At 49.4% G+C, this 26,001-nt stretch carries 40 protein-coding genes; 39 read left to right on the top strand and 1 reads right to left on the bottom strand.

What is annotated here, in order from left to right:
* The first annotated feature begins 15 nt into the window (after nucleotides 1–15).
* The 39 genes from ABUA47_RS04000 (at nucleotide 16) to ABUA47_RS03810 (ending at nucleotide 22,664) form a co-directional block, all read left to right on the top strand.
* Nucleotides 16–252, top strand: a complete 237-nt coding sequence (locus ABUA47_RS04000; RefSeq protein WP_004293648.1) for a hypothetical protein — start codon at nucleotides 16–18, stop codon at nucleotides 250–252.
* Entirely contained in the window at nucleotides 233–1,165 is a 933-nt protein-coding gene (locus ABUA47_RS03995; RefSeq protein WP_004293649.1) for a hypothetical protein, read from the top strand. The genes ABUA47_RS04000 and ABUA47_RS03995 overlap by 20 nt, the downstream gene beginning before the upstream one ends.
* 100 nt (nucleotides 1,166–1,265) lie before the next feature.
* Nucleotides 1,266–1,511, top strand: coding sequence for a hypothetical protein (locus ABUA47_RS03990; RefSeq protein WP_225982485.1), 246 nt, complete (start codon nucleotides 1,266–1,268; stop codon nucleotides 1,509–1,511).
* Nucleotides 1,512–1,562: 51 nt separating this feature from the next.
* Complete coding sequence (locus ABUA47_RS03985) at nucleotides 1,563–1,781, top strand: hypothetical protein (RefSeq protein ID WP_004293651.1); 219 nt, start codon at nucleotides 1,563–1,565, stop codon at nucleotides 1,779–1,781.
* A 1-nt stretch (nucleotide 1,782) separates the two neighbouring features.
* The gene (locus ABUA47_RS03980; RefSeq protein WP_004293652.1) at nucleotides 1,783–1,992 is read left to right on the top strand and encodes a hypothetical protein; all 210 of its coding nucleotides are present in this window, start codon (nucleotides 1,783–1,785) and stop codon (nucleotides 1,990–1,992) included.
* Nucleotides 1,993–2,051: 59 nt separating this feature from the next.
* A complete protein-coding gene (locus ABUA47_RS03975) occupies nucleotides 2,052–3,074 on the top strand; it encodes a hypothetical protein (protein WP_004293653.1) in 1,023 nt (340 codons plus the stop codon).
* 2 nt (nucleotides 3,075–3,076) lie between these two features.
* A complete protein-coding gene (locus tag ABUA47_RS03970; RefSeq protein WP_004293654.1) occupies nucleotides 3,077–3,613 on the top strand; it encodes a hypothetical protein in 537 nt (178 codons plus the stop codon).
* Between the two features lie 15 nt (nucleotides 3,614–3,628).
* A complete protein-coding gene (locus ABUA47_RS03965) occupies nucleotides 3,629–3,844 on the top strand; it encodes a hypothetical protein (RefSeq protein ID WP_004303944.1) in 216 nt (71 codons plus the stop codon).
* Nucleotides 3,845–3,865: 21 nt separating this feature from the next.
* Nucleotides 3,866–4,678, top strand: a complete 813-nt coding sequence (locus tag ABUA47_RS03960) for a hypothetical protein (RefSeq protein ID WP_004293656.1) — start codon at nucleotides 3,866–3,868, stop codon at nucleotides 4,676–4,678.
* A complete protein-coding gene (locus ABUA47_RS03955) occupies nucleotides 4,657–5,442 on the top strand; it encodes a hypothetical protein (protein WP_004293657.1) in 786 nt (261 codons plus the stop codon). Before ABUA47_RS03960 ends, ABUA47_RS03955 begins: the two co-directional genes overlap by 22 nt.
* Before the next feature lie 69 nt (nucleotides 5,443–5,511).
* The gene (locus ABUA47_RS03950; RefSeq protein ID WP_004293658.1) at nucleotides 5,512–6,411 is read left to right on the top strand and encodes a DUF932 domain-containing protein; all 900 of its coding nucleotides are present in this window, start codon (nucleotides 5,512–5,514) and stop codon (nucleotides 6,409–6,411) included.
* Between the two features lie 11 nt (nucleotides 6,412–6,422).
* Nucleotides 6,423–7,013: a tyrosine-type recombinase/integrase gene (locus ABUA47_RS03945; protein ID WP_004293659.1), complete on the top strand. Its 591-nt coding sequence runs from the start codon at nucleotides 6,423–6,425 to the stop codon at nucleotides 7,011–7,013.
* Nucleotides 7,014–7,094: 81 nt separating this feature from the next.
* Nucleotides 7,095–7,763: a hypothetical protein gene (locus ABUA47_RS03940; RefSeq protein ID WP_004293660.1), complete on the top strand. Its 669-nt coding sequence runs from the start codon at nucleotides 7,095–7,097 to the stop codon at nucleotides 7,761–7,763.
* 130 nt (nucleotides 7,764–7,893) lie between these two features.
* Nucleotides 7,894–8,484, top strand: coding sequence for a hypothetical protein (locus ABUA47_RS03935; RefSeq protein ID WP_004293661.1), 591 nt, complete (start codon nucleotides 7,894–7,896; stop codon nucleotides 8,482–8,484).
* On the top strand, nucleotides 8,471–10,375 hold the full coding sequence (locus tag ABUA47_RS03930) for a hypothetical protein (protein ID WP_004293662.1): 1,905 nt from the start codon (nucleotides 8,471–8,473) through the stop codon (nucleotides 10,373–10,375). Before ABUA47_RS03935 ends, ABUA47_RS03930 begins: the two co-directional genes overlap by 14 nt.
* Nucleotides 10,372–11,244 (top strand): DpnD/PcfM family protein, encoded by an 873-nt coding sequence (locus ABUA47_RS03925; protein WP_004293663.1) that lies wholly within the window; start codon nucleotides 10,372–10,374, stop codon nucleotides 11,242–11,244. The genes ABUA47_RS03930 and ABUA47_RS03925 overlap by 4 nt, the downstream gene beginning before the upstream one ends.
* A gap of 140 nt (nucleotides 11,245–11,384) precedes the next feature.
* Nucleotides 11,385–12,056, top strand: coding sequence for a hypothetical protein (locus ABUA47_RS03920; RefSeq protein WP_004293664.1), 672 nt, complete (start codon nucleotides 11,385–11,387; stop codon nucleotides 12,054–12,056).
* The gene (locus tag ABUA47_RS03915; protein WP_004293665.1) at nucleotides 12,053–12,403 is read left to right on the top strand and encodes a hypothetical protein; all 351 of its coding nucleotides are present in this window, start codon (nucleotides 12,053–12,055) and stop codon (nucleotides 12,401–12,403) included. The genes ABUA47_RS03920 and ABUA47_RS03915 overlap by 4 nt, the downstream gene beginning before the upstream one ends.
* 15 nt (nucleotides 12,404–12,418) lie before the next feature.
* Nucleotides 12,419–12,724: a hypothetical protein gene (locus ABUA47_RS03910; RefSeq protein WP_004303937.1), complete on the top strand. Its 306-nt coding sequence runs from the start codon at nucleotides 12,419–12,421 to the stop codon at nucleotides 12,722–12,724.
* A 19-nt stretch (nucleotides 12,725–12,743) separates the two neighbouring features.
* A complete protein-coding gene (locus ABUA47_RS03905; protein WP_004303935.1) occupies nucleotides 12,744–13,163 on the top strand; it encodes a hypothetical protein in 420 nt (139 codons plus the stop codon).
* Nucleotides 13,164–13,195: 32 nt separating this feature from the next.
* On the top strand, nucleotides 13,196–13,714 hold the full coding sequence (locus ABUA47_RS03900; RefSeq protein ID WP_004293668.1) for a hypothetical protein: 519 nt from the start codon (nucleotides 13,196–13,198) through the stop codon (nucleotides 13,712–13,714).
* Nucleotides 13,715–13,748: 34 nt separating this feature from the next.
* Entirely contained in the window at nucleotides 13,749–13,928 is a 180-nt protein-coding gene (locus ABUA47_RS03895) for a hypothetical protein (protein ID WP_004293669.1), read from the top strand.
* Entirely contained in the window at nucleotides 13,909–14,172 is a 264-nt protein-coding gene (locus ABUA47_RS03890) for a hypothetical protein (protein WP_004293670.1), read from the top strand. Before ABUA47_RS03895 ends, ABUA47_RS03890 begins: the two co-directional genes overlap by 20 nt.
* An 11-nt stretch (nucleotides 14,173–14,183) precedes the next feature.
* A complete protein-coding gene (locus tag ABUA47_RS03885; protein ID WP_004293671.1) occupies nucleotides 14,184–14,687 on the top strand; it encodes a hypothetical protein in 504 nt (167 codons plus the stop codon).
* Nucleotides 14,688–14,704: 17 nt separating this feature from the next.
* Nucleotides 14,705–15,409 (top strand): radical SAM protein, encoded by a 705-nt coding sequence (locus ABUA47_RS03880; RefSeq protein ID WP_008672671.1) that lies wholly within the window; start codon nucleotides 14,705–14,707, stop codon nucleotides 15,407–15,409.
* Between the two features lie 20 nt (nucleotides 15,410–15,429).
* Nucleotides 15,430–16,332, top strand: a complete 903-nt coding sequence (locus tag ABUA47_RS03875; protein WP_004293673.1) for a hypothetical protein — start codon at nucleotides 15,430–15,432, stop codon at nucleotides 16,330–16,332.
* 101 nt (nucleotides 16,333–16,433) lie between these two features.
* Nucleotides 16,434–16,910, top strand: coding sequence for a hypothetical protein (locus ABUA47_RS03870; RefSeq protein WP_008143055.1), 477 nt, complete (start codon nucleotides 16,434–16,436; stop codon nucleotides 16,908–16,910).
* A gap of 38 nt (nucleotides 16,911–16,948) precedes the next feature.
* Entirely contained in the window at nucleotides 16,949–17,395 is a 447-nt protein-coding gene (locus ABUA47_RS03865) for a hypothetical protein (protein ID WP_004293675.1), read from the top strand.
* 22 nt (nucleotides 17,396–17,417) lie between these two features.
* Nucleotides 17,418–17,924, top strand: coding sequence for a hypothetical protein (locus ABUA47_RS03860; protein ID WP_008143058.1), 507 nt, complete (start codon nucleotides 17,418–17,420; stop codon nucleotides 17,922–17,924).
* A 12-nt stretch (nucleotides 17,925–17,936) separates the two neighbouring features.
* Nucleotides 17,937–18,530, top strand: coding sequence for a hypothetical protein (locus tag ABUA47_RS03855; protein WP_008143060.1), 594 nt, complete (start codon nucleotides 17,937–17,939; stop codon nucleotides 18,528–18,530).
* A complete protein-coding gene (locus ABUA47_RS03850; RefSeq protein ID WP_004293678.1) occupies nucleotides 18,506–18,841 on the top strand; it encodes a hypothetical protein in 336 nt (111 codons plus the stop codon). Before ABUA47_RS03855 ends, ABUA47_RS03850 begins: the two co-directional genes overlap by 25 nt.
* Nucleotides 18,842–18,844: 3 nt before the next feature.
* Entirely contained in the window at nucleotides 18,845–19,501 is a 657-nt protein-coding gene (locus ABUA47_RS03845) for a hypothetical protein (RefSeq protein ID WP_008143063.1), read from the top strand.
* A 22-nt stretch (nucleotides 19,502–19,523) separates the two neighbouring features.
* On the top strand, nucleotides 19,524–19,832 hold the full coding sequence (locus ABUA47_RS03840) for an LPD28 domain-containing protein (protein WP_008143065.1): 309 nt from the start codon (nucleotides 19,524–19,526) through the stop codon (nucleotides 19,830–19,832).
* Nucleotides 19,833–19,845: 13 nt separating this feature from the next.
* On the top strand, nucleotides 19,846–20,256 hold the full coding sequence (locus tag ABUA47_RS03835; protein ID WP_008143066.1) for a hypothetical protein: 411 nt from the start codon (nucleotides 19,846–19,848) through the stop codon (nucleotides 20,254–20,256).
* A gap of 154 nt (nucleotides 20,257–20,410) precedes the next feature.
* Entirely contained in the window at nucleotides 20,411–20,734 is a 324-nt protein-coding gene (locus ABUA47_RS03830; RefSeq protein WP_004293682.1) for a hypothetical protein, read from the top strand.
* Nucleotides 20,706–21,362: a hypothetical protein gene (locus ABUA47_RS03825; RefSeq protein ID WP_004303923.1), complete on the top strand. Its 657-nt coding sequence runs from the start codon at nucleotides 20,706–20,708 to the stop codon at nucleotides 21,360–21,362. Before ABUA47_RS03830 ends, ABUA47_RS03825 begins: the two co-directional genes overlap by 29 nt.
* A gap of 162 nt (nucleotides 21,363–21,524) precedes the next feature.
* Nucleotides 21,525–22,055 (top strand): hypothetical protein, encoded by a 531-nt coding sequence (locus ABUA47_RS03820; protein WP_004293684.1) that lies wholly within the window; start codon nucleotides 21,525–21,527, stop codon nucleotides 22,053–22,055.
* Nucleotides 22,052–22,450: a hypothetical protein gene (locus ABUA47_RS03815; RefSeq protein WP_008143073.1), complete on the top strand. Its 399-nt coding sequence runs from the start codon at nucleotides 22,052–22,054 to the stop codon at nucleotides 22,448–22,450. The genes ABUA47_RS03820 and ABUA47_RS03815 overlap by 4 nt, the downstream gene beginning before the upstream one ends.
* A gap of 10 nt (nucleotides 22,451–22,460) precedes the next feature.
* On the top strand, nucleotides 22,461–22,664 hold the full coding sequence (locus ABUA47_RS03810) for a hypothetical protein (RefSeq protein ID WP_004303920.1): 204 nt from the start codon (nucleotides 22,461–22,463) through the stop codon (nucleotides 22,662–22,664).
* Nucleotides 22,665–23,063: 399 nt separating this feature from the next.
* Here ABUA47_RS03810 and ABUA47_RS03805 read toward each other — a convergent pair whose 3' ends face one another.
* Nucleotides 23,064–25,898 carry a hypothetical protein gene (locus ABUA47_RS03805; protein WP_005834465.1) on the bottom strand — a complete coding sequence of 945 codons (2,835 nt, stop codon included), beginning with the start codon at nucleotides 25,896–25,898 and terminating at the stop codon, nucleotides 23,064–23,066.
* Nucleotides 25,899–26,001 lie beyond the last annotated feature (103 nt).

The following is a 26,001-nucleotide window of genomic DNA, read 5'->3' as shown; positions in this document are numbered from 1 at the left end:
ATAACTGGAAATACAATGAAGACATCATACGGACTTGAATTTGACACGGTAACAGAAATCAATCCTGAATGGAGCGGCTATGACAAGACGATAGCAGGATGTCACCTGGCCAATGCCAGGGTGGTCATCGTGGATACGGAATACGGGCAACCGATAGACAATGAGCATGACCTTGAAGAAATCTACCGGATTCTCGAAAAGAAAAAGACAGGCCATACTAAAAATGAACGACATGGAAGAAAAACGAGATAACAAGGAAATCAGGGTACGCCTGCACCATATCGACCGTGGAAACTGCACGGAAGTGTGGGAGGTGCAGACAGAGAAGGGTAAGCCCAAACGCTATCTGGGACGTGACGACGGTTATGGACCGAAGGAGTGGTACACGCTCTGCGATGCTCCCTACGGCTATTGCGAACGCGACTGCCATGTGAGGGAGGACCTCACCCTCATTGTCTGCGACAAAGATTGGAACGAGGTGTTGCGAGACGGAACGGACAGGGAACGCTTTCCTGAAAGTTTCCCTTCACTGGATGAAGCCTGCAACGAGGCATGGAGCAAGGTCGTGAAAGTGCTTCCGCATGTCACGCACAAAGGTTTCGGGCAGTGGATCACCAAACAGTCATTCCTCCCGCTCAGCCAGACCGAAGAATTGAATTGGCGGGATAGCTACTATGAGGAAGAAGCGAGTGAGATACTCTCACGTTTTACATGGATCGGTGAAGAGTATGCCATATTCAAGGTTACCCAGAGGCACACCAAGTGCGACGCCCAATGGTACGAGTATTACGCGGGGAAGACAAACCGGCAGGAACACGAGTGGTATACCCGTTTCTTCGGTTACGAGTACCATGACCGGCATATCAGCGACGTACTCCGGACACTCGGAAGGCGGTGCGACGACATCATCCGTACTGCGGTGGAAACCCGCACGGACCACTATTACGGGCGTACGGTTTCCTGTTTCATGGACGAGTTCATCGGTTACGACCTGTCCCATGAACAGGTCCGTGACGCCAAGGAATGCAGATTGCGCAAGGCACGGGAAGACTACGACGAAGCGAACGCCTACTATTACAAACTGAAAGAGAATGAGGAAAGCATCCGTGGTATCGAATTGATGCTGCACTGCATAAGACAACAAATCCGAAAAATGAAAAGATAATGGCCAGAAACTACATGTAGCCAGAGTTTGGCAAATCGAATACAAATATCCGGGTATGTATGGCGGGGGCGGTCAGGATATCTTTTATGATATCCTGACAATGTTCGAAGTTGATAACTCCGCAGAAGACGCCTATACCGATGACTTCGAAATAGCCCGTTCGGGTCTGCAGCAGCTAAGAAAACATATCTCAGAACAGGATGAAACCTTCCGGCAGAATGCCGAAGAATTTTATTCCTGCCTGGCAAAGGCCGGGATGGACCGGGAAAAGTTTATCGAAGTACTTGATTGTCTAATCAACGGCAGTGACCAAAGCGATGCCTATGTGCATGTCTCATGGTTTTAATGATATGCCATGAAGGCGTTTCGAGCAAACCTGCCGTAACATCAAACCTGTATGAAACCTAAAGATAACGGGCTGGCCAACCTTCATGACCGGAAACGTGAGGAACGCGGTTTCTGCTGCATGCAACTGATCATATTCCTTACAGACAATGGAGTGAAGAGCTGGGATGAATGGCACCGGGCGCATACCGACGCGGCCCGGGGCGAATGCAGATACCGCAAGCGGTGCCCGGTTTATGGACGTAGCAAACATTTAATGAACAATAAATAATATGGTACTTAATATTGTAAAAAACGACCTGCCTGCCTCATGCATTGCAGAATATGTAAGATGCGTGTTTGACAATGCCAAAGTAAACATCAAAGATGAAAATGCAGTATCCGTCGACATCGAAGTGACCGGAAAGAACGAGCTGCACTCTTTGGAAGGATTAAAAGAGTTGGAATACTATTTTAAAGATTATGACATAAGAATATGGTGACCGCCATGCAACGGGCGGCAAACCGGAAATTGTTCAACTACAGATAAAAAACAAGCAACATGGAACAGGAAAAACCTACAAAGCCGGAAACAGACAGAACCTTTCCGGAAGACGATGACACACTTTACCGTGAAATGACAGTGCACATGCCCCGCTGCTATTTTCCGACTTCGCTAGGCGAGAACAGTATCCTCAAATTTGCCGGAGAGGAATTCCGCCGCGTCAAGAATATTGTCTGCCGGCGCTACAACTTTAACGAGGACAAATATATCCGGGAGAACGCCGGCGTATCCCCTTTCGACTCTGTTCGAGGCAACTTCGAGCAGGAAGTGTACAGACGTCTCCGTAAGGATTATGCGCACCTCAGTATCATCTCCATCAGAAGATCACTTATGGAGAAAATCCGCGACGCCGTGAAGAAGGAGAACAACATCATCGGCACGTTCTACCGCAACTGCGGCGTACATTACCGGGAGGCGGAATCAGCGGAGTATGAAACCTCCCCGATAGTGGTGGTCCACAATTCCGCTTTTTACGGATACGGCGGTTATGAAAGTGCGACCGTTTATGAACTTTTCATCGACGGGAACGGCAAACTGCTCTGCACGCTCAACGGCGAAGCCGGCGAGGATTTCGATGAGCCCATCGGACAGGTACAGACCGAGGGATTGCTTGAGATTGCCCACTGGCTGGAAGAACACGGGTTCATCTCCGCTGATGTCAATGACGACGAGATTGTCGTATGCGAGGGGTGCGGTTCAGACAATATACAGACCCAGGCATGGGTGGATCCGAATGCCCGTACATTCATCGGTACCACGGGTATAGACCGCTATGATAACTGGTGCGACGAATGCGAGGACCATCAGCCATTCTGTACTTTAAAAGAGTTCAAAGAACGCATGGAGGAATGGTGGAACTCGTTGGACGCAAATCAAATGGAACAGATCACGGGTTGCCGTCAGGACAAGTGTCCGGCCGGAGACAACCATCAGGGGTTTGCCGAAACCTGCAATGAATGGTGGGAAAACAAGGGCTATGACGAGAAACGTAAAATCTGGAAAGAACATAATGACTGCTGATTATGATTTACAATCTTCTTAAACGCATACAGAACCTGTTGGCTTCCAAGCCGTCCGGGACAAAGGAGGAACAGGAAATCCTGAGTCTGGTCAGCCAGGCGCTTCCTGCAATGCTCAATGGGCATGATACGGAAACACTTGCCGCCAATGAGCTGCTGGTACGGATATGCCCCGACACCAAACGGCCGGTCCTCGTATGCCATAACGGCAACGGGCAGTGCCTGTGCCTGCACAATGGGACGACGGAAGAGGATGCCGTCGACGTGGACTTATGGCTGCGTTCCAACGGTAGAGAGTGTAACGGCTACAACAAGTTGCAGGAGGCTGTCGTGGACCTTGCCTACAATGCCGGGGCGGACAACCTGTGGGAGGACAGGGACTCCCGTGCCGTCAATGCCGAGATCGTCCAGTGGGCGGAAGAATTCGAGACTGAGCATGCGGGCACTGATTGGGATGCGGAGGACTACTTCCTTGCCATCGACAGGTTTTACAAGGAAAAGACAAAACAAATGAATCCGGTTACAATACCGGCGAACTGAAAAAATGGCAACCGAATGGACAAGGAAATTGCAGAAGAAATCATCCGGGAAAACCGTTATCCGTCCGGATATGACATACAAGACTATCTGTTTGACAATGAGGATACTGTGCTTTCTCTGGAGGACGGAACGGAGCTGCTTGATGACTTCGACCTCTGGAAAGAACGTTCCGACCTCGAACTTGAAAAAATCATGGACCGGAACTACTGGTCCTCGACTGGTGGATATTAGATTAAAAACAGGAATATAATTATGGTAAGAGAACTTTATCAACGGCTCAGGGAATATTTCAACAACTTACCCGAACCGACAGAAGAGGAAAGACAATTTATCCGGGAGCTGAACGCCGGGTATTTCCCTATCACGTCCGTCCACCGCGATGACCTGGAAGGACAAGGTTTCGATGTGGAAAAGATCAGCGATGACGACATGCAGAATCTGGCGGAAAAGATGGCCGACGATTACTGCGAACAGTTGTTCTGGCCCAGCATGGAAATCATTGCCGGAGAAATCCTGAGTTTCCCGAAAGTAAAAACAAAAGACATTATCTGTCCGAAATGCAATTCGGAAAATATCCGTTATGATATTCACGAAAGTCGGTTCCACTGCGGCGAGTGTTCCCTGGCATGGGATGACAAGTTATATGCACTCGTGGAATTTCCCGAGGAAAGTGCTCCTTTCGAGGAAGAAGGAACCGGTTATCCGGCATGGGGAAGCGGGGAGAACGGAGCGCTTTACGTGCCCGAGGAAGACTATATACGCCATACCGGCAAATCTCCCGAACGGGACAAGTGTTACCGTGCCGTGTGTTGGCCGGACTCCCAGAAATACATGGGAACGAAAGGTTGTGAACCCATACAGGATGAAAACGGGATACGGGATTTCGGCACATCGGCATACTGGGTGCCGCTGCTTCTGACGGAAGAAGCGGCAGAGCGACGAATGGACAAGAAAAAGGTACCGGTATGCCCCGAATGTGGGGGCACAGATATTGACATTCTGAGTGACGAGGGCGTGGCCGTATGCAATGACTGCTGCCTTGAATGGCCTTACGCGGAGGATTGAGAATGGAAACGGTAGATGTTTATACGGAACGAGGCGACCTGGTCACCTGTTCCGATTGCGGCAAGGTGATGCTCCTGCCGTATGGAGCGGATAAATGTCCCGCCTGCAAGAAAGAAGGTTGCCTGGTATGGACGGACGAAAGCTTGCGGGAAGCCGACATCGACTCCCTGCTCGAGAGGCACTGTAACCTGCACCAGAAGAGCGAACTGCAACCGGAGGAGTATCTTTCACTTTCCATACTGGTGACCGAGTATATTCCATATCTGGCCGATAAACCGCAGACAGCGCGTGAAACCCTGTTCCTACTCCTTGAAACCGGCTCTCTTTTCGAGAAATACTGGCGGGATACAAGATGCTTCCAATCCGAAAATATCTACACGCCCGCCATCAAGACACTGCTTGACAAACTGGACGTGAAACTGCGAGAGGGCGACACGATTCCGGTAGAATACCAGGATTGCCGCTCCCTGGAGGACTTCTTCAGGGTCGTTGCCGGCGAGCGTCCGGCAAAGGAAGAGGTATCGTTTTCTTCAGATAAGGAGGGAAACTATTATTTCAACGGACGCAAGGTCAAGGTGGAAAATTCTGACGAGTACGCCTACCGCCTGCTGAAAACCAAAATACAGACGAGCTACCGGCGTCCGGTAGATTTTTACTTCCGCTTCCTTGCCCGTTTCGGACCATACGGAACTTATGGCAACGTGTATTACCCGAGTATCACGGACCTGATATGCAGGCGTTACCTGCCTGAAACCGCAAAATGAATTCCGGAAAGGCGATGGACAACGGTTCACCGCCTTTCTTATTGTATAACTTTTTTAATATCAATCATTATGGCAACAGCATTAGCAACAACGGCCGCCCCCGTGCAGTTCGATTTCCAGAACAACAACGTCGAGGTGATGACGCTCGACACGCTCCGGCGCACACACAAGGAAAATGACATCTATGGCAACCCGCTCAAGGGAATCTACCATTACGAGGTGATAGAGCGCATGGCGGACATCTGCCAGAAACACAACCTGAATTACGAGGTGGAGGAAATCTTCGCCGCCCAGAACAAGAACAAGGCACAGCCCGGCGTGGTCGTCCTGCCCCAGGTGGAACAAAAGTACGGGGCGATGGCCGTCGAGGCGCATATCCTGCGCCGCGTTTATACGACCATCCGCATTAAGGAATGGGAAACGGACGAGCTGACCACGACGCTTGTCATCGCCTTCCATCAGGACGGCATCCAGGCGGCCATCGGCCCGTGCGTCAGGGTGTGCCACAACCAGTGCATCCTCTCCCCCGAACGCAGTGTGTCGAACTACGGGAAAGACAAAGTCACCACCGAAGAGCTTTTCGGTCGTGTAGACGAGTGGCTCTCGAACTTCGAGGTACAGATGAACGAGGACAGGGAACGCATCCGCCGCCTGAAAGCGAAAGTAATTACCCCGGTGGAGATGTACGCCTACATCGGATTGCTGACAGCATTGCGCGTATCGCATGACAGTTCCGACAAGCGTCTTTCGTCCAAGGTGGAGACCTATCCCCTGAACCAGTCCCAGATTTCCATCTTCACCGAGGACCTGCTCAAACTCACCGAAGAGAAGAAGACGCTCACGGCGTGGGATATCTATAACGTGGCAACCGAAATCTACAAGCCCGGACGTACGGACATTCCGGCCATGATTCCCCAGAACGGGGCGCTGGCCGAGCTGATGCTCTCGGAAGGGTTGCCGGAATCTTAAAAGGCTGCCACGTGACAAGAATCAAGGGACAACTGACGACAGCCGACTACCTGCCCATAGCGGAATATAACAGGCTGGTCCGCGGGCTTGAGAAGGACGGCGAGTACCTGTGGGAGACCTACTGCTGGCTGTCGTTCTGCACGGCATGCAGGGCCTCCGACGTGAGGACCCTGCGCTGGAAAGACATCTTAGGAAAAAGCACCATGACCCGCATCGAGCAGAAAACAAAGAAAAACCGCCTGATCAAGTTCAACAGGGACGTGCAGGAGAAGAACCGTTTCCTGTACGAGATGCTCGGACAACCCGCCCCCGAACAGTACATCTTTCTCAGCCCGCGTACCGGGAAACCTTACTCGCTGGAATACATCAACAGGCTGCTCAAGGTATTCAAGGTAAGGTACAGGCTGCCGATCAGGGCATTCTCCACACATACCTTCCGCAAGACTTTCGGGCGCTATGTCTACGAGCTGATGGGACGCTCGGCCGAGGGCCTGATCCTGCTCAACCAGATATTCCGCCATTCCAACCTGGAAACCACCCGGCGCTACATCGGGCTGGCGCAGGAGGACATCGACAAAGTGTTCGATTCCATACGTCTATGAGAATATTTTCAACGATGCCCGGAACCCGAGCGGGAGGTTCCGGGCTATGCTTTATATAACATATCAAAATCAGAACTGTAAATGGACACACCGATATATATCGACACATACTTCCGCGTCGAGTCCGGCTATGACGGCGGTCGCATGCCGGAAGAGAAAGCCGGACGCTTCTTCGACGAGGTAAAGCGCCTTTTCACGGAAACAGGGTTCAGCATCAAGGAAAACAAATACAAAGACGGTTGTCCCGAGGTGTATCTCGGAAAGACATGCCTGTACTGTCATCCCCAATCGTTATCGGGCCCTGTTCTTAAAGAGCACATGGAGCTTATCGAGAAGATTCTGGCACAAGGAACGACCTTCCGGTACCTACGTACTGACACTTACGGCGAGATTCTCGACCTGACGGAGGAGGAAGAACTCGCGTATTACCACAAGACTCATGACATGACTATCGGGGGTGTCTTTCTCGACGCCTTCCGCACCAAGCGCCGGAACCTGTACAAGAGCCGGGAGCAGGTGCTGGAAATACTCGTCGAAAAGCTGCGTGTCAAGACACTCCGTGGGAAGTCCGTTTATTCGAACACCTCCCCGGCATACCGTTATATCAGGGAAATGTACGGGAAAATGGTGTCTGAAGGACGGCTCGTCGAGGGATGCAAGCAAACCGCTTCCGGGAAACTGCCGCTCTGCCGCACGGCAACCGGCAGGGAACTGAAAATGAAAAGACGGGAAGACGACAGGACGGAATGACACGCGGTTCCGTACCGGACATGGCCGGATACCAGTCCGAAGACTTCTGTAAATCATAATTTTCAAGCCGGACTGTCAATCGAAAGAAGGACGACCCGGCTATACTTCAACAACAAGAGATAGCACTATTATGAGCATACAAATCGGAAAACTGTTGCCGGACGGCAGTGTCCGGCACATCAAGGCGCTCCATGAGACGCTTTCAAAAGACCTTGTGAGGAAACTCCGGGTGTTCTATCCCAATGACAGACGGGTAGATGCCCTGCTGTCGCTGGGCGACATACAAAAACTGGGACCGTCACCCTATGGAAAATGGACAGGAACCGGCGATACCGTCCACTGTTTTTCAAAGATCCGTGACGGACGGGAAACACCGCGGCAATCCGCATCACGCATCGCGGACAACGCAGACATTTTCGGCCGCATGGAGGACACGTGCCTCCTGTTCGATAACGGCAGATGGCATGTCATGGACAAGGGAGAATACTGTGAACAGCCGCTCTTCGTCGAAGATACGCCCTCCCATGACAGCATGAAACCGATCACGGTATATGTGAACAACCATGTCCGACTCGAAAAGATAAATACACCGCAGCACTGGCAGGGACTTGAGGAACTCGCCGAACGGGAATCCAGGATACTCTATGTCTACCGGGGGTGCCGCCTTGTGAGAATCGTCCGTTCGTCCAACCTTAAAAAGAAACTGTATGCGGCACAATAACATCGTATCGGCCATAGAATGGCTGCCGGAACACCTGTTCACGGAAGAGATCGTGGAAGCAGCCGTCGAAAGCAAGGAAATAGAGGTGCTGAGCCATATTCCGGGACGTTTCCTCACACCCGGACGTATAGAACGAATCATCGCGGGCAGCACGGAGAGCTGGCACAGCTTCGAGCTGCGCAATATTCCGGAGGCGTACCGTTCGGGAGCAGTCTGTGACTACGCCATGCGCAAAAAACCGAAGAATATCACGGCCGTTCCCGAAGCAATGGTTACCCGAGAAATGGCAGAAGCGGTCATCCGAAACGGACGCGGGGATTTCGACATTCTCGCCTTCATACCTGAACGCCTTTGGGATGCGCAACTGGCATACCTGGCCTTGCGCAGCTATATTTACGACCCGTATTACACGGACAGCAGGACAGACGCCGTCATGAAAACGGGGCTTATCCTCGGATATGTCCCCGTTGAGGTAAAGACTCAAGAGTTCTATTACGGGATGCTCGACGGGATGAAAATATTGAGCACGGTTACCGATGCCGTCGTGCCGTCCCGTTTCAAGACTGCGGCATACTACCGCAAGATGGCGGAACATGACCTCTCGCTTGTTCCCGCCCGGTTCTATTCCTATGAGATTCTCCATGCGGCTGTCTGTTCGACCGAAGGAAAAAACTTCATCACAGACCCCCAGTTTTTCAAGCCGTTGTCGGTATATCTGGACGACATGCTGGCGGACCGGCTGATGGAGAAACACCCTTACATGTTCGGGGAGTTGCCGAAGCGGTTCAAGACACCGGAAAGACTGGTCATTGCCATCGATAACAGCAAACGGGAGACGAACTGCTATATCGACGAGGAAACTGAACAATCCCTGCTCACGGTGGAAGTGTGCAAGGCATTCATCCGAAGAAACGGCAACTGTCCCGAATTTCCTGAAAATGTATGGACGCGGGAATTTGTCGACTACTGCATGGAGCACGGGACGAGTTTCCGCTGGTTCCGCCAGATGCCCAAAAAGTTCCAGAGCTCCGCGAACACGCAGGCGGCGTATGATTACGGTCATTACCATATCTGTGACTTTGCCAAACGGTTCATCACTCCGCAAATGGCGAAGGAGTGCTACCAGGAGCGCAGTTATGCACATGCCATCCCCGGACATTTCCTCACGGAGTTCTGCCGACAGACCGGACTGCCCGAGAAGTTCTACGGCGGGGAAACCACGATGCTGTCGCTGAAAAACAGCCGTGACGACTATACTTACTGCAAAGTCGGCAATACCTGTCTGGCCTTTTACCTGAAAGAACAATACGAGCCGTCCTCGGCACATCTGATGATGACGCGGTCGGATTCAAAATACTGCACGCCGGAGAAGGTGTTCGACGTGCCTGTCGGAACCTTCCACCGCACGTGGCTGGAAAAGATCGTGGCGGAAAACGACCCCCGCTTTGTCAAACCCCGTGTGGACAAAGCGTTGAAAGCCGTACAGGCGGTCTGCTATTACGGTGTCGAGAAGTTGAAGGACCTGAACCGTACGGAAATCTTCCGCAACACCTTCATGGGTGAGACCATCGGTTACTGCGCCCGCCGCAGGGACCTGACCTACCACAGCGACAACTGCGGGACCCTTATCGAGGGCTTGAAGTTCAAGATCCGGGGAATGGCTGTCCCCGTAACCTTGGCGGAAGACATGACTCCTTATACGGCCGACATGCTGCACCGGAAGTTCGGCTTCTGCTATATCGGAATGACGGCATTCGCCACGGACTACGGCCTGGACATGGAGAAGGCATACACCTTTGCACAGATGCGCCAGATCGTAAGGGAGAAAGGGCACAAGCCGTCATTGAGAAACTACAAACGTGAACTGAAACAAATAAACATCATACAATGAAAAAATACCGGATAGCTATCGAAGAGACGCTCCGTAAGGTCGTGGAGATCGAGGCAGAAACGCCCGGTCTGGCCGTCTGCAGGGCGGAAGACGAATACAATGAAGAGAAACACGTGCTGTCAGCCGACAATTTCGCAGGAGCTGACATCGCGCTCTCGACTGATGACAGCACGGTCATGGAGACTCTGGAAGACGTGGATTTCATCGGATACGTGCAACGCCGTTTCGAGGAATGCCGGGAGTCCATATCCGTCGAAGACAAAGTCCGGCTGGCATTCGGAAGTTTCGACAACGCCCTGTATGAGTTCGGCGAATACCGTAAGGAGGCGGCCCGGAACCGCCCGCAGGTCTACCTGCTGTACCGGAGCGATGCCTGGCACAACCGTTCTTCCATGGAGCTCATAGCCCCGTTCTCCTCCCTCGAAAACATGATGGAGTACCTGCGGCGTAAGAAGAAGGAATTCCGCCTGACGGAAAGTGATCTGGAAGAGTTCAAGAACAACCGGCAGACGAAGGGGCGCGACGAAAACTACCTGTACGAGTCGGATTATTTGGATGTGCTGCCGGAACAGGAACCCGAACTGCCGCCGAAAGATGACGCTTTCTATGACAAGGTTTTCACCTGCGGGCAATCCGAGCTGTCACGCAGGGAGTTGGAATCTCTGCCGGAGCCGTTCGATACCTACCATGTTACGGACGAAGAAATGGAACAGATTGTGTACGAAACGGAAATGGAGACACGGGACCGGCTGCGGCTCGGTAAAAGAAAGCCCATAGATTTTGACAATGACCGCCATAGTGAAATCTGGTGGGAAGAAATGGAAAAAGCAGTGGTAAGGCACGGCGTACCGTACTACGAGGCCGAATAACGAAAATAGAACCTGTTCATCACATGCCATAATGATGACGGGCCGTCGCGGCTACGGCTGCGGCGGTCTTTTTTTTCAAAACGAGGTGAGTATTCCACCCCTTATACAAAACGATTACCTACTCTTAAAAAAACGGATTTATGAAACAGACAAGACAGGATTTCTTCACGGCGAACGGGGAAGGAATCAAAATCATGACATTTACGGAGTTCGCCCGGCATATCCTGCGTATGGAATGCGGGGAAAGTCTGGAACTGTATGCCGTTGTGAACCGGCAGACACGGGAATGCTCCCGGCCGCTCTCTGTCAGAAAGGAACAATGGAACGGTACGCCCTTTTACCTGCTCGGCGGGCACGGGCAGGAAGTCCGTACCATCAATTTTGCGGGTCGTCCGAAAGAGGAGTTTGAAACGACCTGCCATGATGTCTTGGACAGCTACGATGCCGTGGAAAGTATCGGGGCGGTCGTGTCAAGACTGCGTGAATTATCTCCTGAAGAACTGCATAAGCGGATTGCGGAAGAGATGAAGACCGGCTGTAAATACCTGTTGGTCTACCGCAGCGAGGAGGAGATGACGGCCGCACTCGACGGCAAGATATACGCCATCAGCGATACGGACGGCAAATTCCTTTGCGACCTGTATCAGCCGGATTATCTCCATCTGGAAAACGGGGGCGATATTGTGGACACCGCATCCATTCCGGACATGCATTTCCATTCCGATTGGGCAATCGCCAACCCCACGGTACGCGACAAGGTGCTCTCCTCCCGGATGGTGATTATATATACCCACGAAACGGTAACGCTATGATAGAGATTGGCAACAGGATAGAAACGCCGGAAGGTGTGTTCTATGAACTGGAATACGGAGGGGAAGGAAACATCTACAAGAACGAGGATGCCTTTCTCAACCGCCCCGATGAAGTGTGCTATGTACCTGAATACGCGGCAGAAGACCGTGAGGACTGGCGTGTGTCGGAGAGCAGTGACGGCTGTTTCACGCATAACTCACTGCTCGCCCTGTGCAAGGGTAATGAAGAGGTGTGCCAGGATCTGTTTTACAGCCTTGAATGGACGTACCCGACCACCTTGCTGGAAGAATGGGACTCGAACGGCTATTTCGATGAGATCGAGGGCTGGTATGACAGTAACGATTAAATGGAACGGCATATCATGGACAGGAAATACAAAATCACATACTCGGGAAAAATCACGGGCAAGACCCCGAACTACATATTGAGCCTGCGGGCGCATCTGAAAGGCATCTTCCCTGAAATGGAACGGTATGGTAAGGAAGAATTCGACCACGTGCTTCATTGCATCAGCTCGTTCATTGATGATTTTACCTTCAAGGTACGCAATTCCCGATACCGGGGAGACATCCTGAAAAGGACTATCAGTAACGACTGCCTGAAAGTGTTCAACCTGGGTGACGAGAAAGTGATACTGACCGTCTCCTTCACCCCGCTGGAAACATGAAACCAACAATATGACAGATATGGATAAAATACAGAAAGACAATGCGGAGCCGGGCAAAGCCCCGGACAAAATGAGCGCCGACAAGCTGCATCTGTTCGCCACCCAGTACGCCTTTATCGACGGACGGCTGCACGAGGCCGAGCAAGCCATGCTGAAATTCATGCTGGAGTTCCTGGCACAATATGGCCGCGTATCACTCGGCCTTACAGAAGAGGAGGAACTCGATGACAACAACTTCCCCGTCACGACAACCTTGTACGGGAAGCACGACACGCCCCGTATCAAGCTTACCGATGTCTACCTGACGGATGACGGGGAATATCTCCTTGCTGACGGAATAGATGCGGAGACCGGGGAAAAACGGGACGGATTCTATATCTACAGCGAACAATACGCCGATATCTTCCAGTTCGTCGGCCACGCTTCGGAGATGAACTGACGAATGAGGAACAACCATAAAACGAAATATCAATGGACTGTATCAAAGATTTACAAGACGCCATCCGCAACATTCTCGTGAACAACGGCCTTACGGAACTCTGTCTGGGAGAGCCTGACGAACTGGACGATCCCACCTATATCATCTGGTATGACAGGCACTGTGAGCCTCACGAAGACCCGGTATTGAAGGTTTACCTTGAAAATGAGGGCATTGCCGTTGAGGTCGAAGCCCGCAGTTTCGGGAACACGATAACCGTCTACGATTATGACATAGACCGTATTGAATGGTGGAAAGGCATTCATGCCAATATTCTGGAAGTGCTGGAGCGTGACGGCAAGCGCCGGTGTCCGGCCTGTGGCAGGACGGTCAAGGGGAAGCAGCGGTATTGCGGTGCCGGATGCCGTGATTTCATGACTCCCGGACCGACAGTGGAGCAGGTCGCGGAAAAAGCCAACCGGAATATCCGCAAACTGGCAAGCCTTGCCGCCGGAAAAGACAAGGCGTACCGGAAGCGGCTGATAGAGAAATATACCGTCGGTCCGTCATAAGCCGGCTTTGTTACACTAAAAAATGTATGATATTATGGCAACAAGAACCATTTACCTGACCGTACGGCTCGATATCGACAACCCGAAGGCTGATGAAATAACGGACGAAGAGGTTGACGAAATTATCAGCGAAGTGGACTATGAATTCAAAAATTACGGGGACTATGAAATCGACACGGAAATCTGCGGGAAAAATGACGAAGGTGGTCTTTAGACGCTATCCCGACGGACAGGTCATCGCCCTGTTCCCGGACATACCGTGGAGCGGACGGCGGGGTGAAATAACCTCCTACATGCATGTCGGCCAGCATGGCGCAGCCGACTATGCGGGCGTGATCGCCATGACACGGCCAGCCCATGAAAAGGAGTACCGCAACCCGCTTTCCGAACTGAGAGCCATCGGTTACGATGACCTACACATCATGCGGCGTGCAAGACCGAAATTCATAAACAGCTAAAAACAAATCTTATGTCTCATAAACCGAATGCCGTTCCTGTCTTGCAGGAGGGAACGGTCTATACAATTATACTTGACAACGGACGAAAGGTCCACGACGTAATCTATCATGCCTGTGTCGCCTCCGGCAAGTCGTATTTCGCCAAAGGCGATAAGACCTATCCCGCCGAAAAGGTGCGGAACCATTCAATCACCGGACATGCCGCATCGGACGGCTCTAGAAGGAACGGCACACCCAATCCCGACCGCTTCGCCATCACGGATGAAGTGTGCGAGGTCGTTGATGTAGTTACCACGCCGGAAACCAATCCGGAAATGTTCCGGTGTCGTGTCAAATGCCTGATGTATTCAGGCCTGTCACAAGCCGAGGCTGAGAAAGTCATCGCTTCAACGCCACTAAAGCTGGAACTCTTCTACGACGTAGGCCGTGGCAGTTTCGCTATTGACGCCGAGGCAGTTGGCAACACACCGCTGTATAATCCTTACACGGGAAAGGAAATCCCGGATGAAACCTAAGCCGAACTACATCGAATATGAGAGAACTATATATCAAGAATCTCTGCATCGAGATTACCCGACGTTGCAACATGCGCTGTACCCATTGCATGCGGGGAGATGCCGAATCCGTGGATATCCCTTTGAAACATATAAGCAACCTGCTGCGGCATGTCAGGCATATTCACCATTTCAACATCACGGGCGGCGAGCCGTCGCTTAACGTCCGGGCCATCCGCCATATCCTCGAACGGGTACGCGCCTACGGTATTACTGTCAATGACTTTTATATCGTAACCAACGGCTCTGCCACATCCCGTTCGGAGGAATTCATAGAAGCCTGCGCCGCACTGTACGAGTACCAGGAGGAAAAGGAACAGGACTCCGGCCACATGCTCGAAATGAGCGACGACCGCTTCCATGATCCGGCAGAGCATGCCGCCACGCTCGCGGCACTTTCCCCGTATCCCTTTTTCGGAGTCCGGGGACAGGCCGAGCGTATCTTCCTTTTCCGGGAAGGCCGCAGCACGGAGGGGTTTCCGAACCCTGTTCATGGGATTTATCTTACGGAGGAGAACTACGTTTACGGCGACCTCTGTCTCAATGCTGAAGGCATGGTTCTCTCCAACGGGGACCTGAGTTATGCCCGCCAACGGGAACATGCCCTGTGTCCCTGCGGGAAACTGATGCAATATCTCCGGATGACCTTGAAAAAGCGTCAAAAAGAAAGATTGTACGAATAAATACACAAATCAAAAAACTTATGTCAATCGTATGCAGTATCTGCGGCGGCACTGGAGTGAAATGTACCGCCGTCATCGACCCGAACACCAGACAGTTCCTCGAATTTACCCGCAACGCCTTGTCGGACGGCCGGTGCAGCCAGTGCGGCAACGTTGCCCTGACCGACCCTGACGAAGTAAAAGCCGGGCTGGACAAGCTTTGGACGGAATATACGGCGCGGCATCGTGCCGCCCCCAACTACACCTGCTGCGACATTGTCCGGCATGGTGATTACGACGGGTGTGAAAAGGCGTATATCCGCATCGGAGGCCCGTCAGACGTGGTCGAGAAGTATCCGGTCGTGGCCGTGTGCCGCGACCTCGAAGAGCTCAAATCACTTGCGCTCCCTGACCCGACGCGAGAATTTACCCTCATGGGAATTCAAGGGTTCGAGTTCCACGACGTGTTGGAAAACAAGACCTACGAGATCGGGGTGGACGACCTGAAAATTCCCGTCACGACGAAAGAGGTGCTGGACTTTTACCCGGCGGAACATCGGCTGAAAGAAACGGACATCGAACAATATGCCGCGGCTTACACGGCCCGTATCAAGGCGTACAGGGAGTATACCCGTCAGCTCGACGCCACACTCGTGCGGCGGCTTCTCGACAAAGAGCGGCTGATGAAAGTCGGCGAGAGCGACGGTTTCCGCTTGAAACTCCATTTCGACTGGTTTGTCATTTTAAAGCGGGAGAACGAAAGGATGTACGCGCCTTTCAAATACGCTGTAAATGCTTATTGTCTGGATAATATCCAAACTTTCGACCGTCGTTATGTCACGCTCGAAGATGCCTTGCTCCACTGCCTGAACGGTTTCAACGAGAACGCGAACATTCCTAACCGTTACAAGTCCATCGGGCATTACCTGTCGGGGAAATCCTGACGACGGGCAGTGTATCGACGGGTTACCGGAGGCCACGGGTGCTTTCCCCTTGACCGGAATACCGTCGGAACAAGTAACAATGTAACCAAAGAATAAAAAATATGATGAATGATTATAAAATCAAGAACATTCTCGAATCCCTGAAAGAGGAGGTCGAGAACGGGAAGGTATCCCTGCGGGAAGCTGCTGTCGAACTTCATAAAGCCGGCTGGACGAATTTCATCGACATCGACGCCACGAGGAACCTACTGAAGACCCGGAATGTAACGGGGAACGGAAATGTCCCGGGAGTTTCCGACATGATGGGAAAATACCGCGAGATGAAAGCGGCGCACCCGGATGCCCTGTACATTTTCCGAAACGGGGAATCTTGTGAATTGTATGAGGATGATGCCATCGCCGCTTCCGGCATTTTGGGCATTGCCACCGCCGAACGCGTCGACGGGCAAGGGAAAGGCGTCAAGGAACTGCGGTTTTCTTTTCGTGACCTGGACGTGTATCTCCCCAAACTGATACGCGCCGGAAACCGGGTGGCTGTCTGCGAACCGAATCAAACCGGTTCGGGCAAACGAGTTTGATAACCATTAAATAACAAATATTCAAAACCCAAAGACACATGATAAAGATAACAACGATTTTCGGCGAGGACGCCGTACGGGAATATGAAGAGAACAATGAACTGCCTTCTGAAGAATGGCTGGCGGATAACGGGGGCGTCGTGGACGAGAAAGAGTTCGAGACTGAGGCGGAGTACAATGCCTACATCGCCGGGGTAAACGATGCCGACGGATGGAGTGATTATCATATCATACGCCACCGGTCGGAAGAGGCGGACACCTCGAGAGAGGAAAATCTCTGGCTACGTCTCGGAATTAGCGTCCGGGGCAGCCGGGAGGACATCGAAAGGATTCTAAACGGGGACACCGAAACCCTTCGGAAACTGCTCGATGCCGGACGTTATGGGATTGGCGGAGAGACCTATGTCCCTGGTTCGACCGTCGAGGGGTACAACGAGGACCACGACACGGAGTTCGAGGAGGAAGACGTGGAGTTCCATTTATAATAAAACCACACCATCTGCAATAATGATAACAGTAAAAGTTCTACTCGGTAAGGATACTGTAAGCATATACAGGAAAACCGGGGATATCTCGTCGGTGGAGAGCACGGCCGAATCCGGGGGATATGTGATAACCCGACATTTCGAGACCGAAGCTGAATACAAAGCCTACGCAATGGCTGTGGAAGACCTGGACGGACATGAAGACTGGCAGATGCTGGCTCCTGCCGTTACGCCGGAAGCTCCGTTCCGCAAAGGGGAATTTGTCCGGCTGACAGACGATGCAATTAAGCGGATACGTGAAAGTTTCGGGGACGGACCGGCTGACTACAGAAAGGAAATGATTTTGGAGGTGATTGCCTGGTGCCGCTATGAAGGCACATGGATCATTGAAGTCCGAGATATCCGTGAAGACGATACTCAGGAGTTCGATGCCGTTTTTCTGCGCCCCTTGACGGCACGGGATCTCGTGGCTATTTCCGCACCCCGACACCCGCTATCCACTGCGATATATCCTATTCACATCCGATAACTTAAATGATGCATGATGGAAAATATATTCATACTGCCCGGAAACGAACAGGAACTGTTTAACCGGTATTTAGATAACAACGAATACGGCCCTCTGAAAGAACGGCTGGAACTGGTCAGGAAAGCCTTGAGCAACAAGCTTTCCCCGGATGAACGCAATAAGCACGGGCTGAACGTGGGTGTGCATGAACTGTCCATGGAACGTAAGGAACTGGAAAGAAAGATATTCCAAATGGCACTCAAATCCTTTGCAGAACGGGTTTGTGACGAGCAACGCGCTCTTTGCGAACAGGGGTTCTGGCAGGCACCGTGCGGCAAAGAGGCGGAATATATCTCCTCCGCTCCGGTTCCGGACCTTGTAACGGACGTGAAGCAGTACAAGACCATTTGCCGCTGGTGGGAGAAGCTGTCCGATACCAGGAGGCTGAAGGTAGCGGCGATGTTTGCAAACGAACTGGGACCGATATACGGGCACGACACCGAAACGCTGGAACGGATTTATAGCCGCTGGTTTCTACTCTCCTTAGATGGCAAACAACGCATCTACCATTCATGGACCACAAACGAAAAACAGACTTCACTATGCCATACAAAAGCTCGGGAATAATCATCAGCGGGACACAATATGACCGCAGGCAGAAGCTCACTCCTTTTCAGAAGGCTGAAATTTTCCACCGTTACATGACAGAAGCTGTCAGCCAGCGCCAGCTTGCCCGGGAATACGGTGTCAGCCGCAGGCTGATAACCTTCATTGTGAACCCAGAAAGCGAAGAGCGGAACAAGGAACTGCTGAGAGAGAACAAGGCAAAAGGCTTGTATAAATATGACCGGAAGAAACATACCGAAAATATACGCAACCACCGTCGTTACAAACAGAGATTATTTCAAGAAGGTAAAATCATACTAAAAGATGGATAGACAATGAGAATACAGGAGAAACAAAAAGCGTTGGAACAGGAAGTTATAGCCAACCTGTGTGCGATACCGAAAATGCCGGAAAATATGTTGCCCCATACGGTATATGTCGAGGAGGAAGGGGAAGACGGGTATGGGCACGGGATACCGGTATACACCATGTACCGGTTGGAGGAGATACGCACGGACGGAAGCTGCACGCTTTACAACGCGGAAAGCCGGGAGCGTTTCACCTGCCGCCACCTGCATGAGATTAACATGGACTGGCTGGTGACAGTCTGGGAACGTTATCTGGAACTCTGTGTCGAGCAGGATATCTGGAAAGGGAATGCCGTTGCATTCCTGAAAGACCGTACCGGCAAACCGGAAGAGGAAATCATTTCATTCGTGGAAACCTCGTGGGACAAATGCCAGGCTTATACAGACAACCTCAAGGCGTTTCTTGGGGAAGATAAAGACCGGGAAATATGGATATTCTCTTTCCCGCTGGACGAATTTGAACGTGACGTTCCGGCCGGGAAAATCATCGTTGATTACGAAAATAACCCCGCAACGCGGGTTGAGAAGATGATACCGCTGGAATTTACGGCCAACATCAATGATGAATGTTTTGATGACCGGAACAATTGGGTAAGAGCCATTGAACTTCCCAAGCAGGAATAATAAACTATTTGAATCAATAAATATGATTACAAAAGAAAACATTGGCAACGAGACCTTTGAGTCTATGACCATCAATGACACGCCTGCATTGTTTACGGATATGCGGATTGACCGGAATGCCGTTCCGGAGGGACTGTACGCATACGATATCCGGGAGTCGGATGACGGGGACCGTCTGGCGACCATCGAACCGACGGTGATGGTAAATCATGGCGGAACCATCCTGACCAGGAAAGAGTTTATCACGGAAAAGGACGGCTATGTACAGATTGACGAATACGGTTTCGAGGACTCCATGACACTGGAAGAGTGGCTTGAGGAAAACAATTAAATGTATAAAGGATATGGATATTAAGGAACTGACAGAAAGGTATCGGGATCGTTTCGATGCCCATTACCTGCAAGACGATAACGGAACCGGCAGAAAAGGTCGGAAACGGAAAAAGGAAGTTGAGACCCCGAATTTTCTCAAGGATGTCATCCGGCCGATCCTGGACACTTTGCCGGACTTGTTGCCGGAGTACGGGTTCACCAAAACTACGGATGATTACGCCATGTACGGCGAGTATTACCGTATCAAGGCGGGTATCGTCCTCGTGGGAGGTTTTTCCATCGATGAGGATTTTAACCTGTACTTCACGCCATTGTTCCATGGCAAAGCCTGCGGTAAGAGTCAAAAAATCGACAGCATCGGACAACTCGTTGAAATCATCCGCGAACAATTTGAAAGAAGGGAGGTGAAGATGAAAGGATAGTTTCATGCAATAGACATGGGTCGTTCCGTAATTTATTGTATATTTGTCAGATGAAGAAAGTCTGTATATGTATTTCGGACGAAAGCCCGGCAGTTGAACGGATTACAGGCACTTTCATGTTTGGCTGACATCAAACCTAATATATCTATTTGATATGAAAAAGGAAGAGATTATTCGCCGCTGTTACGGCGGCATGAAGGAAAGGCATGGCGTGGAAACCATCATCCTTTTCCATGTCGGAGATTCATTCGAGGCGTATTTTGATGATGCCGAAACGATTACCCGGATCACGGAAGTGCCCCGGTTCAAGATGACGGCGGCGGGTATACCTGCCATCAGGATTTCCGACGCCGCCTTGGAAGAATGTAGAAACCGGTTGCTGGATGCAGGATGCAAGGTATGCGTGTCCGAGGTCCGGGGGGTATCCGGCCGCCACATTCTCAAAATCAATGAAACAAATACGGAAACGGGCCGATGAATTGATATTGATAGCGGCAGCAATAGGTCCTTGGACACTGTTGGTGGTAGCGGTATTAATCATCGGAACGCTGAAATGCTGTCTGACCACGGACTCGGACAGCATTGACGAAAGTATCAACAAATCACCGGGGATAGTCGCGCATGTCATGGTACTGGACAGTACGGATAATGGTTTTCGGGTGGTTTATGCGACGGCTGCGCCGGTAACGGATGAAAGGTTTGCCGAGATATGCGACAGGCCGGGTATTTTGGAGGGGTTCGAGAACCTGAAACGGAAAGCTCCCGAACACTTTGGCGGCAACCTGCTGGAAACCGACATCTGTGACTTCGCGTTGTACGCCTACCGGTTTCCTATCGATAAGGACGTACGGATACACAATATCTTTGTCGCCGGTAAAGAGAAAATGGACTTCTATGTCCGGAACAACCCGGACCTGCCCGGGTGCGCTACATGGATGCACCACGGTACGGAACAAGGGAACCAATATCTGAATGCTGACGATATAAATCACTGTATACCCAACGGAAGGCGGATTTACCGTTATTGGAAATGCCGTTATCTACTGCAAACTTCTGATACTGACGAGCGTTTCAGTCATTTTACAGAGGAGGAAAGGCTGTACTGAATGCAGCCTTTTCTCTATATATATTACACATAACCATCTGAAAATTAATAACTAAAACGTTTTGTTGGCGTGAAAAATTGGCATATATTTGTATGGAAAAGTGACCCATTGAAAACAGATTGTCAATTGAAAGCAATAGATTGAATATGAAAGAACAGTAATATGACATCGGAAAAATCGCAACTGAAGTTTGCGAGATCGGAAGAGACGGGCGAACTGATAGGGTTCGTTTCGCGCCATTCCAAGACACGTAAATTGATGGGAGTCCGTGAAGACTCAAGATTCGGCAAGCAGATTTGTGTCCTTTCGGAAGACCTGAAAGGAACTCTCGAGCCAAACATACTATACTCGGTAGAGTTGAAACCCATGCACAAAGCCAACGGGTATGTAGTCGTTGCCGCTACCCCCGTGTTATTTCAGGCGCATGTGGAAACAGTGATCGTCCCGAAGACATTGTATCAAGTAACTGTGACGTTCGGCAACAAAAAGATTTTCTTCGACCCGAAAGACGGCAAGAGCGTAATGAGCCGCACAATAGACGGTGTGCTGGAAATCCTCAAGGGACGCAAGGATATCAAGTACAAGGAAGGTGTCATCACCGACTATCTGAATCAGGCGCGTGCTCTGGTACGACGTATGGAATCCGACGGGTTCATCTATACGGGAGACAGACATCAGGGAGGAATTCAATGAAAGAAAAACCGGTCGTGGGTATTGCGACCGACGGTGCCCATTCTGCAAAAGAGAGGTTGACACGCTTCCGGGCTGTCGACCTCTCTTCAGGAAAAGAACTCTTTTCCAAAGCTATCGGTAACTGGACGAACAATATCGGGGAGTTTCTCGGCATTGTCGAGGCGGTCAGATATGTCATGGAACATCCGGAAAGTCCGCGAACAATCTACTCGGACAGCATTACAGCCATCACGTGGTATTGTAACAAACAGACAGCCTCTTCACGCAGATGCCCGGCATTGCAGAAAGCGGAGATATTCCTCAAAGTGATGGAGGCAAGAATCAAGGACATCGAAGTGCTGCACTGGGACAACCGCCTGTGGGGTGAGATTCCTGCCGACTTCGGAAACAAATAACAACATCAATATGGCAAAATTAAAATCACAGTCACAGAAATATGTTGAGCTGAAGGAGGAAGACTACCTGCTGCTCATCGAGAATACCATCAAGATGGAAGCCCTGAAGATTGCCGGTATCGAAAAGATGCCCATATACAAGGCTATGGAACATATCCTTGAACACGAGCACATCGACCTGCTCGTCAAACCCGTTTCAAGGAGATATTCTTGATTTTTTTAGGTGGACAATAATACACCCCACAAGCAAAATCAATGCTTATCAGTACCAAATGATAGTATATAATAACAATTAATGTAAATCAATGCAAATCAGATGATTAAGAAAGTGGCGCATGTACGGAATTATCTATACCATACATGCGCCACTTTGCTCTATACACTTTTTGATTTCCTTGATTGATAAAAGAAGGTTCTTTTCCAGTGTTTTACAATCCGACTTTTTTATATACTTTTGTCTTCAGTATCAGTTGGTTATTGAAACCCTCTATGTATGCTTATAAGTAGAGATTAGCTTTTTTAAGCGAAACTAACTACTGGTTATCAATCAATTATCAAACAAAAAAAGTTTGCCGTAAGGTACTTCCTCCATTAATATTTTACTGTAAAACAGTCATTTAAAATTTATAAGGAAATCAGTCAAACTTTCTTCCGGAAGCAAATTGAATTTCTTACGTAACCGGTATCTCGCAGCATCAACCCCACGTGTAGAAATGTTGAGCAACTTCGCTATCTCCTTTGTCGGCATATTCAAGCGGAGCAATGCACAAAAGCGTAAATCTCCTGAAGTCAAATCAGTATATTGAAGTTTCAGATTCCGGAAGAAATTTTCATGTATACGGTCAAAATTAGCTTGAAACATTATCCAGCTCTCTTCATCAGACACTATATTATTGTTAACCAAAGCGAGAAGCTTATCCAAATTCTTACGACTATGCTGTCCCGACAACTTTTGCTTCTGTATCTCCTCTTTCAATGAATTCAAAAACTCCTGATGAGCGATATTCATCATTACCACGCTGGACAATTCTTTGCTTTTAAAACGCAAATCGGCCTCAAGCTGTTCCTTTTCCAACTCGATAATCTTCTTCTCTTGCCGTTCAAGCTCTGCCTGATGGGCTACACGCTGCTGCTCAATCACACGATCCTTCTTTTTCTTCACAAAACGATAAACAATATATTGCAGCAAGGCCAGCAGGCACAACCCTATCAGAATGTAGCTTCCCACAGCCCAATAAGACAAATACCACGGAGACAAAATCTCAAAGGGAAACTCTACCGATGCCAAAACTCTACCAGTATCATATATCTCCGCCCGAAAAACATAACTTCCATAAGGAAGACGGGCATACTTTTTCTGCAAATTGCGTCCATCGGGTATCCACTGATCAGAATACCCTTCCAACCGGTATCTTACTTTATAAGTATAATCGTTATAAACCGGATAGCACAATGTAAAACTCACTGTATTAAACTCATGTTCGACCTTGACTCCCGACTGCACGACCAATGTTTTCCGTTTATCACTGAATTCCTCAGTAACCTGCATCTCTGAAATCCATAAAGAACGCCTAGTCTGAGATTTATATAACGAGGAACTATCTGTTTCAATACGGGCAATAGCATTATTCAAGCAAAGATAGGAATGATTATTTCTCTTGTCATAAACCACGCTTCCTCGTTCTTCCACAGCCAGACCGTCAAACAAAGAATATGGAATCCGAAGTTCGATATTGAAAGTATTTATCGCACACTTCACCAAATACACAGTCCTGTCGCCCACAAACCAATAGTAATCTCCGTTCGCATGACTCACAGTCTTGATTCCCTTCAATTCCATCAATTGTTCATTCATTGTTTCATAGGGAACAATCGAATCAGTCATATCTTCGTAAGTATAGAAATATTCCCCATTAGAAAAAACTACCCGACCATTGATTTTGAACAAAGTAAAACTCCCACCTTTCACTTCTCCCAAACTCTCATACTTCCGCACATCCTTTACCTGCTTCATATCCGAATCAATCCGAAAGCGATACAAACCATTCCTTAAATGTTTCGCCCAAATATTCCCTTGATGGTCCACTTCTATATGACGAATCATGTGACTGAACCCACGTAAGGACCGAGTAAAGCAATACTCTCCCGAAGCAGTCTCCGTATATAAATTCAGAAGCGCATAAGCTCCCTCCAACAAAAAAGATTGTTCCTTCAATTCAATTTTTTCCATACACATCCCTCCTTTTACATCAGATGCCAGCTTTGATTTCAGTCCTGATATAAGGAAAGTTCCCTTGTTGTGCCCGCAGAAAATCTGTTTTCCCCATTCATCGACGAACCACGCTTGTTCTTCCAAACCCGGAACTAATTCAGTCTTTCCATCCCTAAGCCAATAAAGTCCTTGATTAGAAGCAATATAAGCTTCATTTTCCCTTACCAAAACATCATATACCATGCCTATTTTACGAAATGGAGGTTCATAATAATAGATTAAAGAATTGTTGTGTATATAGGCAATACCTTCATCCAAAGCTGTCCATATATTGTTGTCATCATCACAATACAATCTCAAAACAGTATTGTTCTGTAGTTTATTATCCGTATTGACCTTCCAAATCAGCTTTCCCTTTTTATCCAACGCATATATGCCATCGGATATTGTGCCAACAACGTAGCAACTATCTTTGGTCATCACCGCACGATTAATGGTATGCTTCTTGAATATATCATCACATTCAGTTTCCCATTTTTCTACCCTCCCATCTCGATACAGGAAACCTCCCTGATTACGGGTAAACATTAAAACCGCATCATCATAAGGGAGCCCGGCCAGGACATCACTATCTCCAAATGCTTTTCTGGGAATAAGTTCTTTCATTTCCCTACCGGCAAAGACATAAAGTCCACCGTTTATTCTTTGAGAATAAAAAGTATTTCCAACCTGGAACAAATTCAGTGGAAGGTTCTTCATTCGAATACCTTCTACCGAATTTCCATTATAAAAAAAGAGAGAACCGAATGATTGAAATACAATTTCTCCTTGAACGCAAGCAATATCCCAGATTTCGTCATTATGAAACGCAAAATCTTTCACCTTATTTTTCAATGAATGATATTCAAGAGTGTCATAAGGAGTACGGACAAAATAACCGAATTCTTCGTAAGAGCCTACATAAATTCTTCCATCTTCACTGATATATATAGCACGCACAATTCCTTTTGTCGGTAATTCATACAGCCGCCAAGCACTTCCATCAAATTCCAACAGCCCACTGTTATTACCGAAATACATCACTCCTCTTTCGTCTTGAGCAATGGCCCAATTCTGAATACCGGCATTATAATCCGACACCGAATAGTTCCTCACTATAGGAGAAAAAGGTATGGGTGAAGCTTGCAGCAAACTACTGAAAACCAAAAACAAGAGAAACGTTATTGCAATTCTCATGAGTACTGTTTATAGGTATTTACCAGCAAAGATAAAGCTTTTTGCGTTTTCGTAAAAACAAAATCGCAGATTATCCTCTTTTATAGAAAGATAACCCGCGACA

Origin of the sequence: Bacteroides sp. RTP31139st1_H2_RTP31139_211217 (assembly GCF_040227615.1) — a bacterium.
GTDB classification, from domain to species: Bacteria; Bacteroidota; Bacteroidia; order Bacteroidales; family Bacteroidaceae; genus Bacteroides; species Bacteroides uniformis.
Note: the sequence above shows the minus strand (reverse complement) of the source record. Positions and strands in the feature narration are given on the sequence as shown.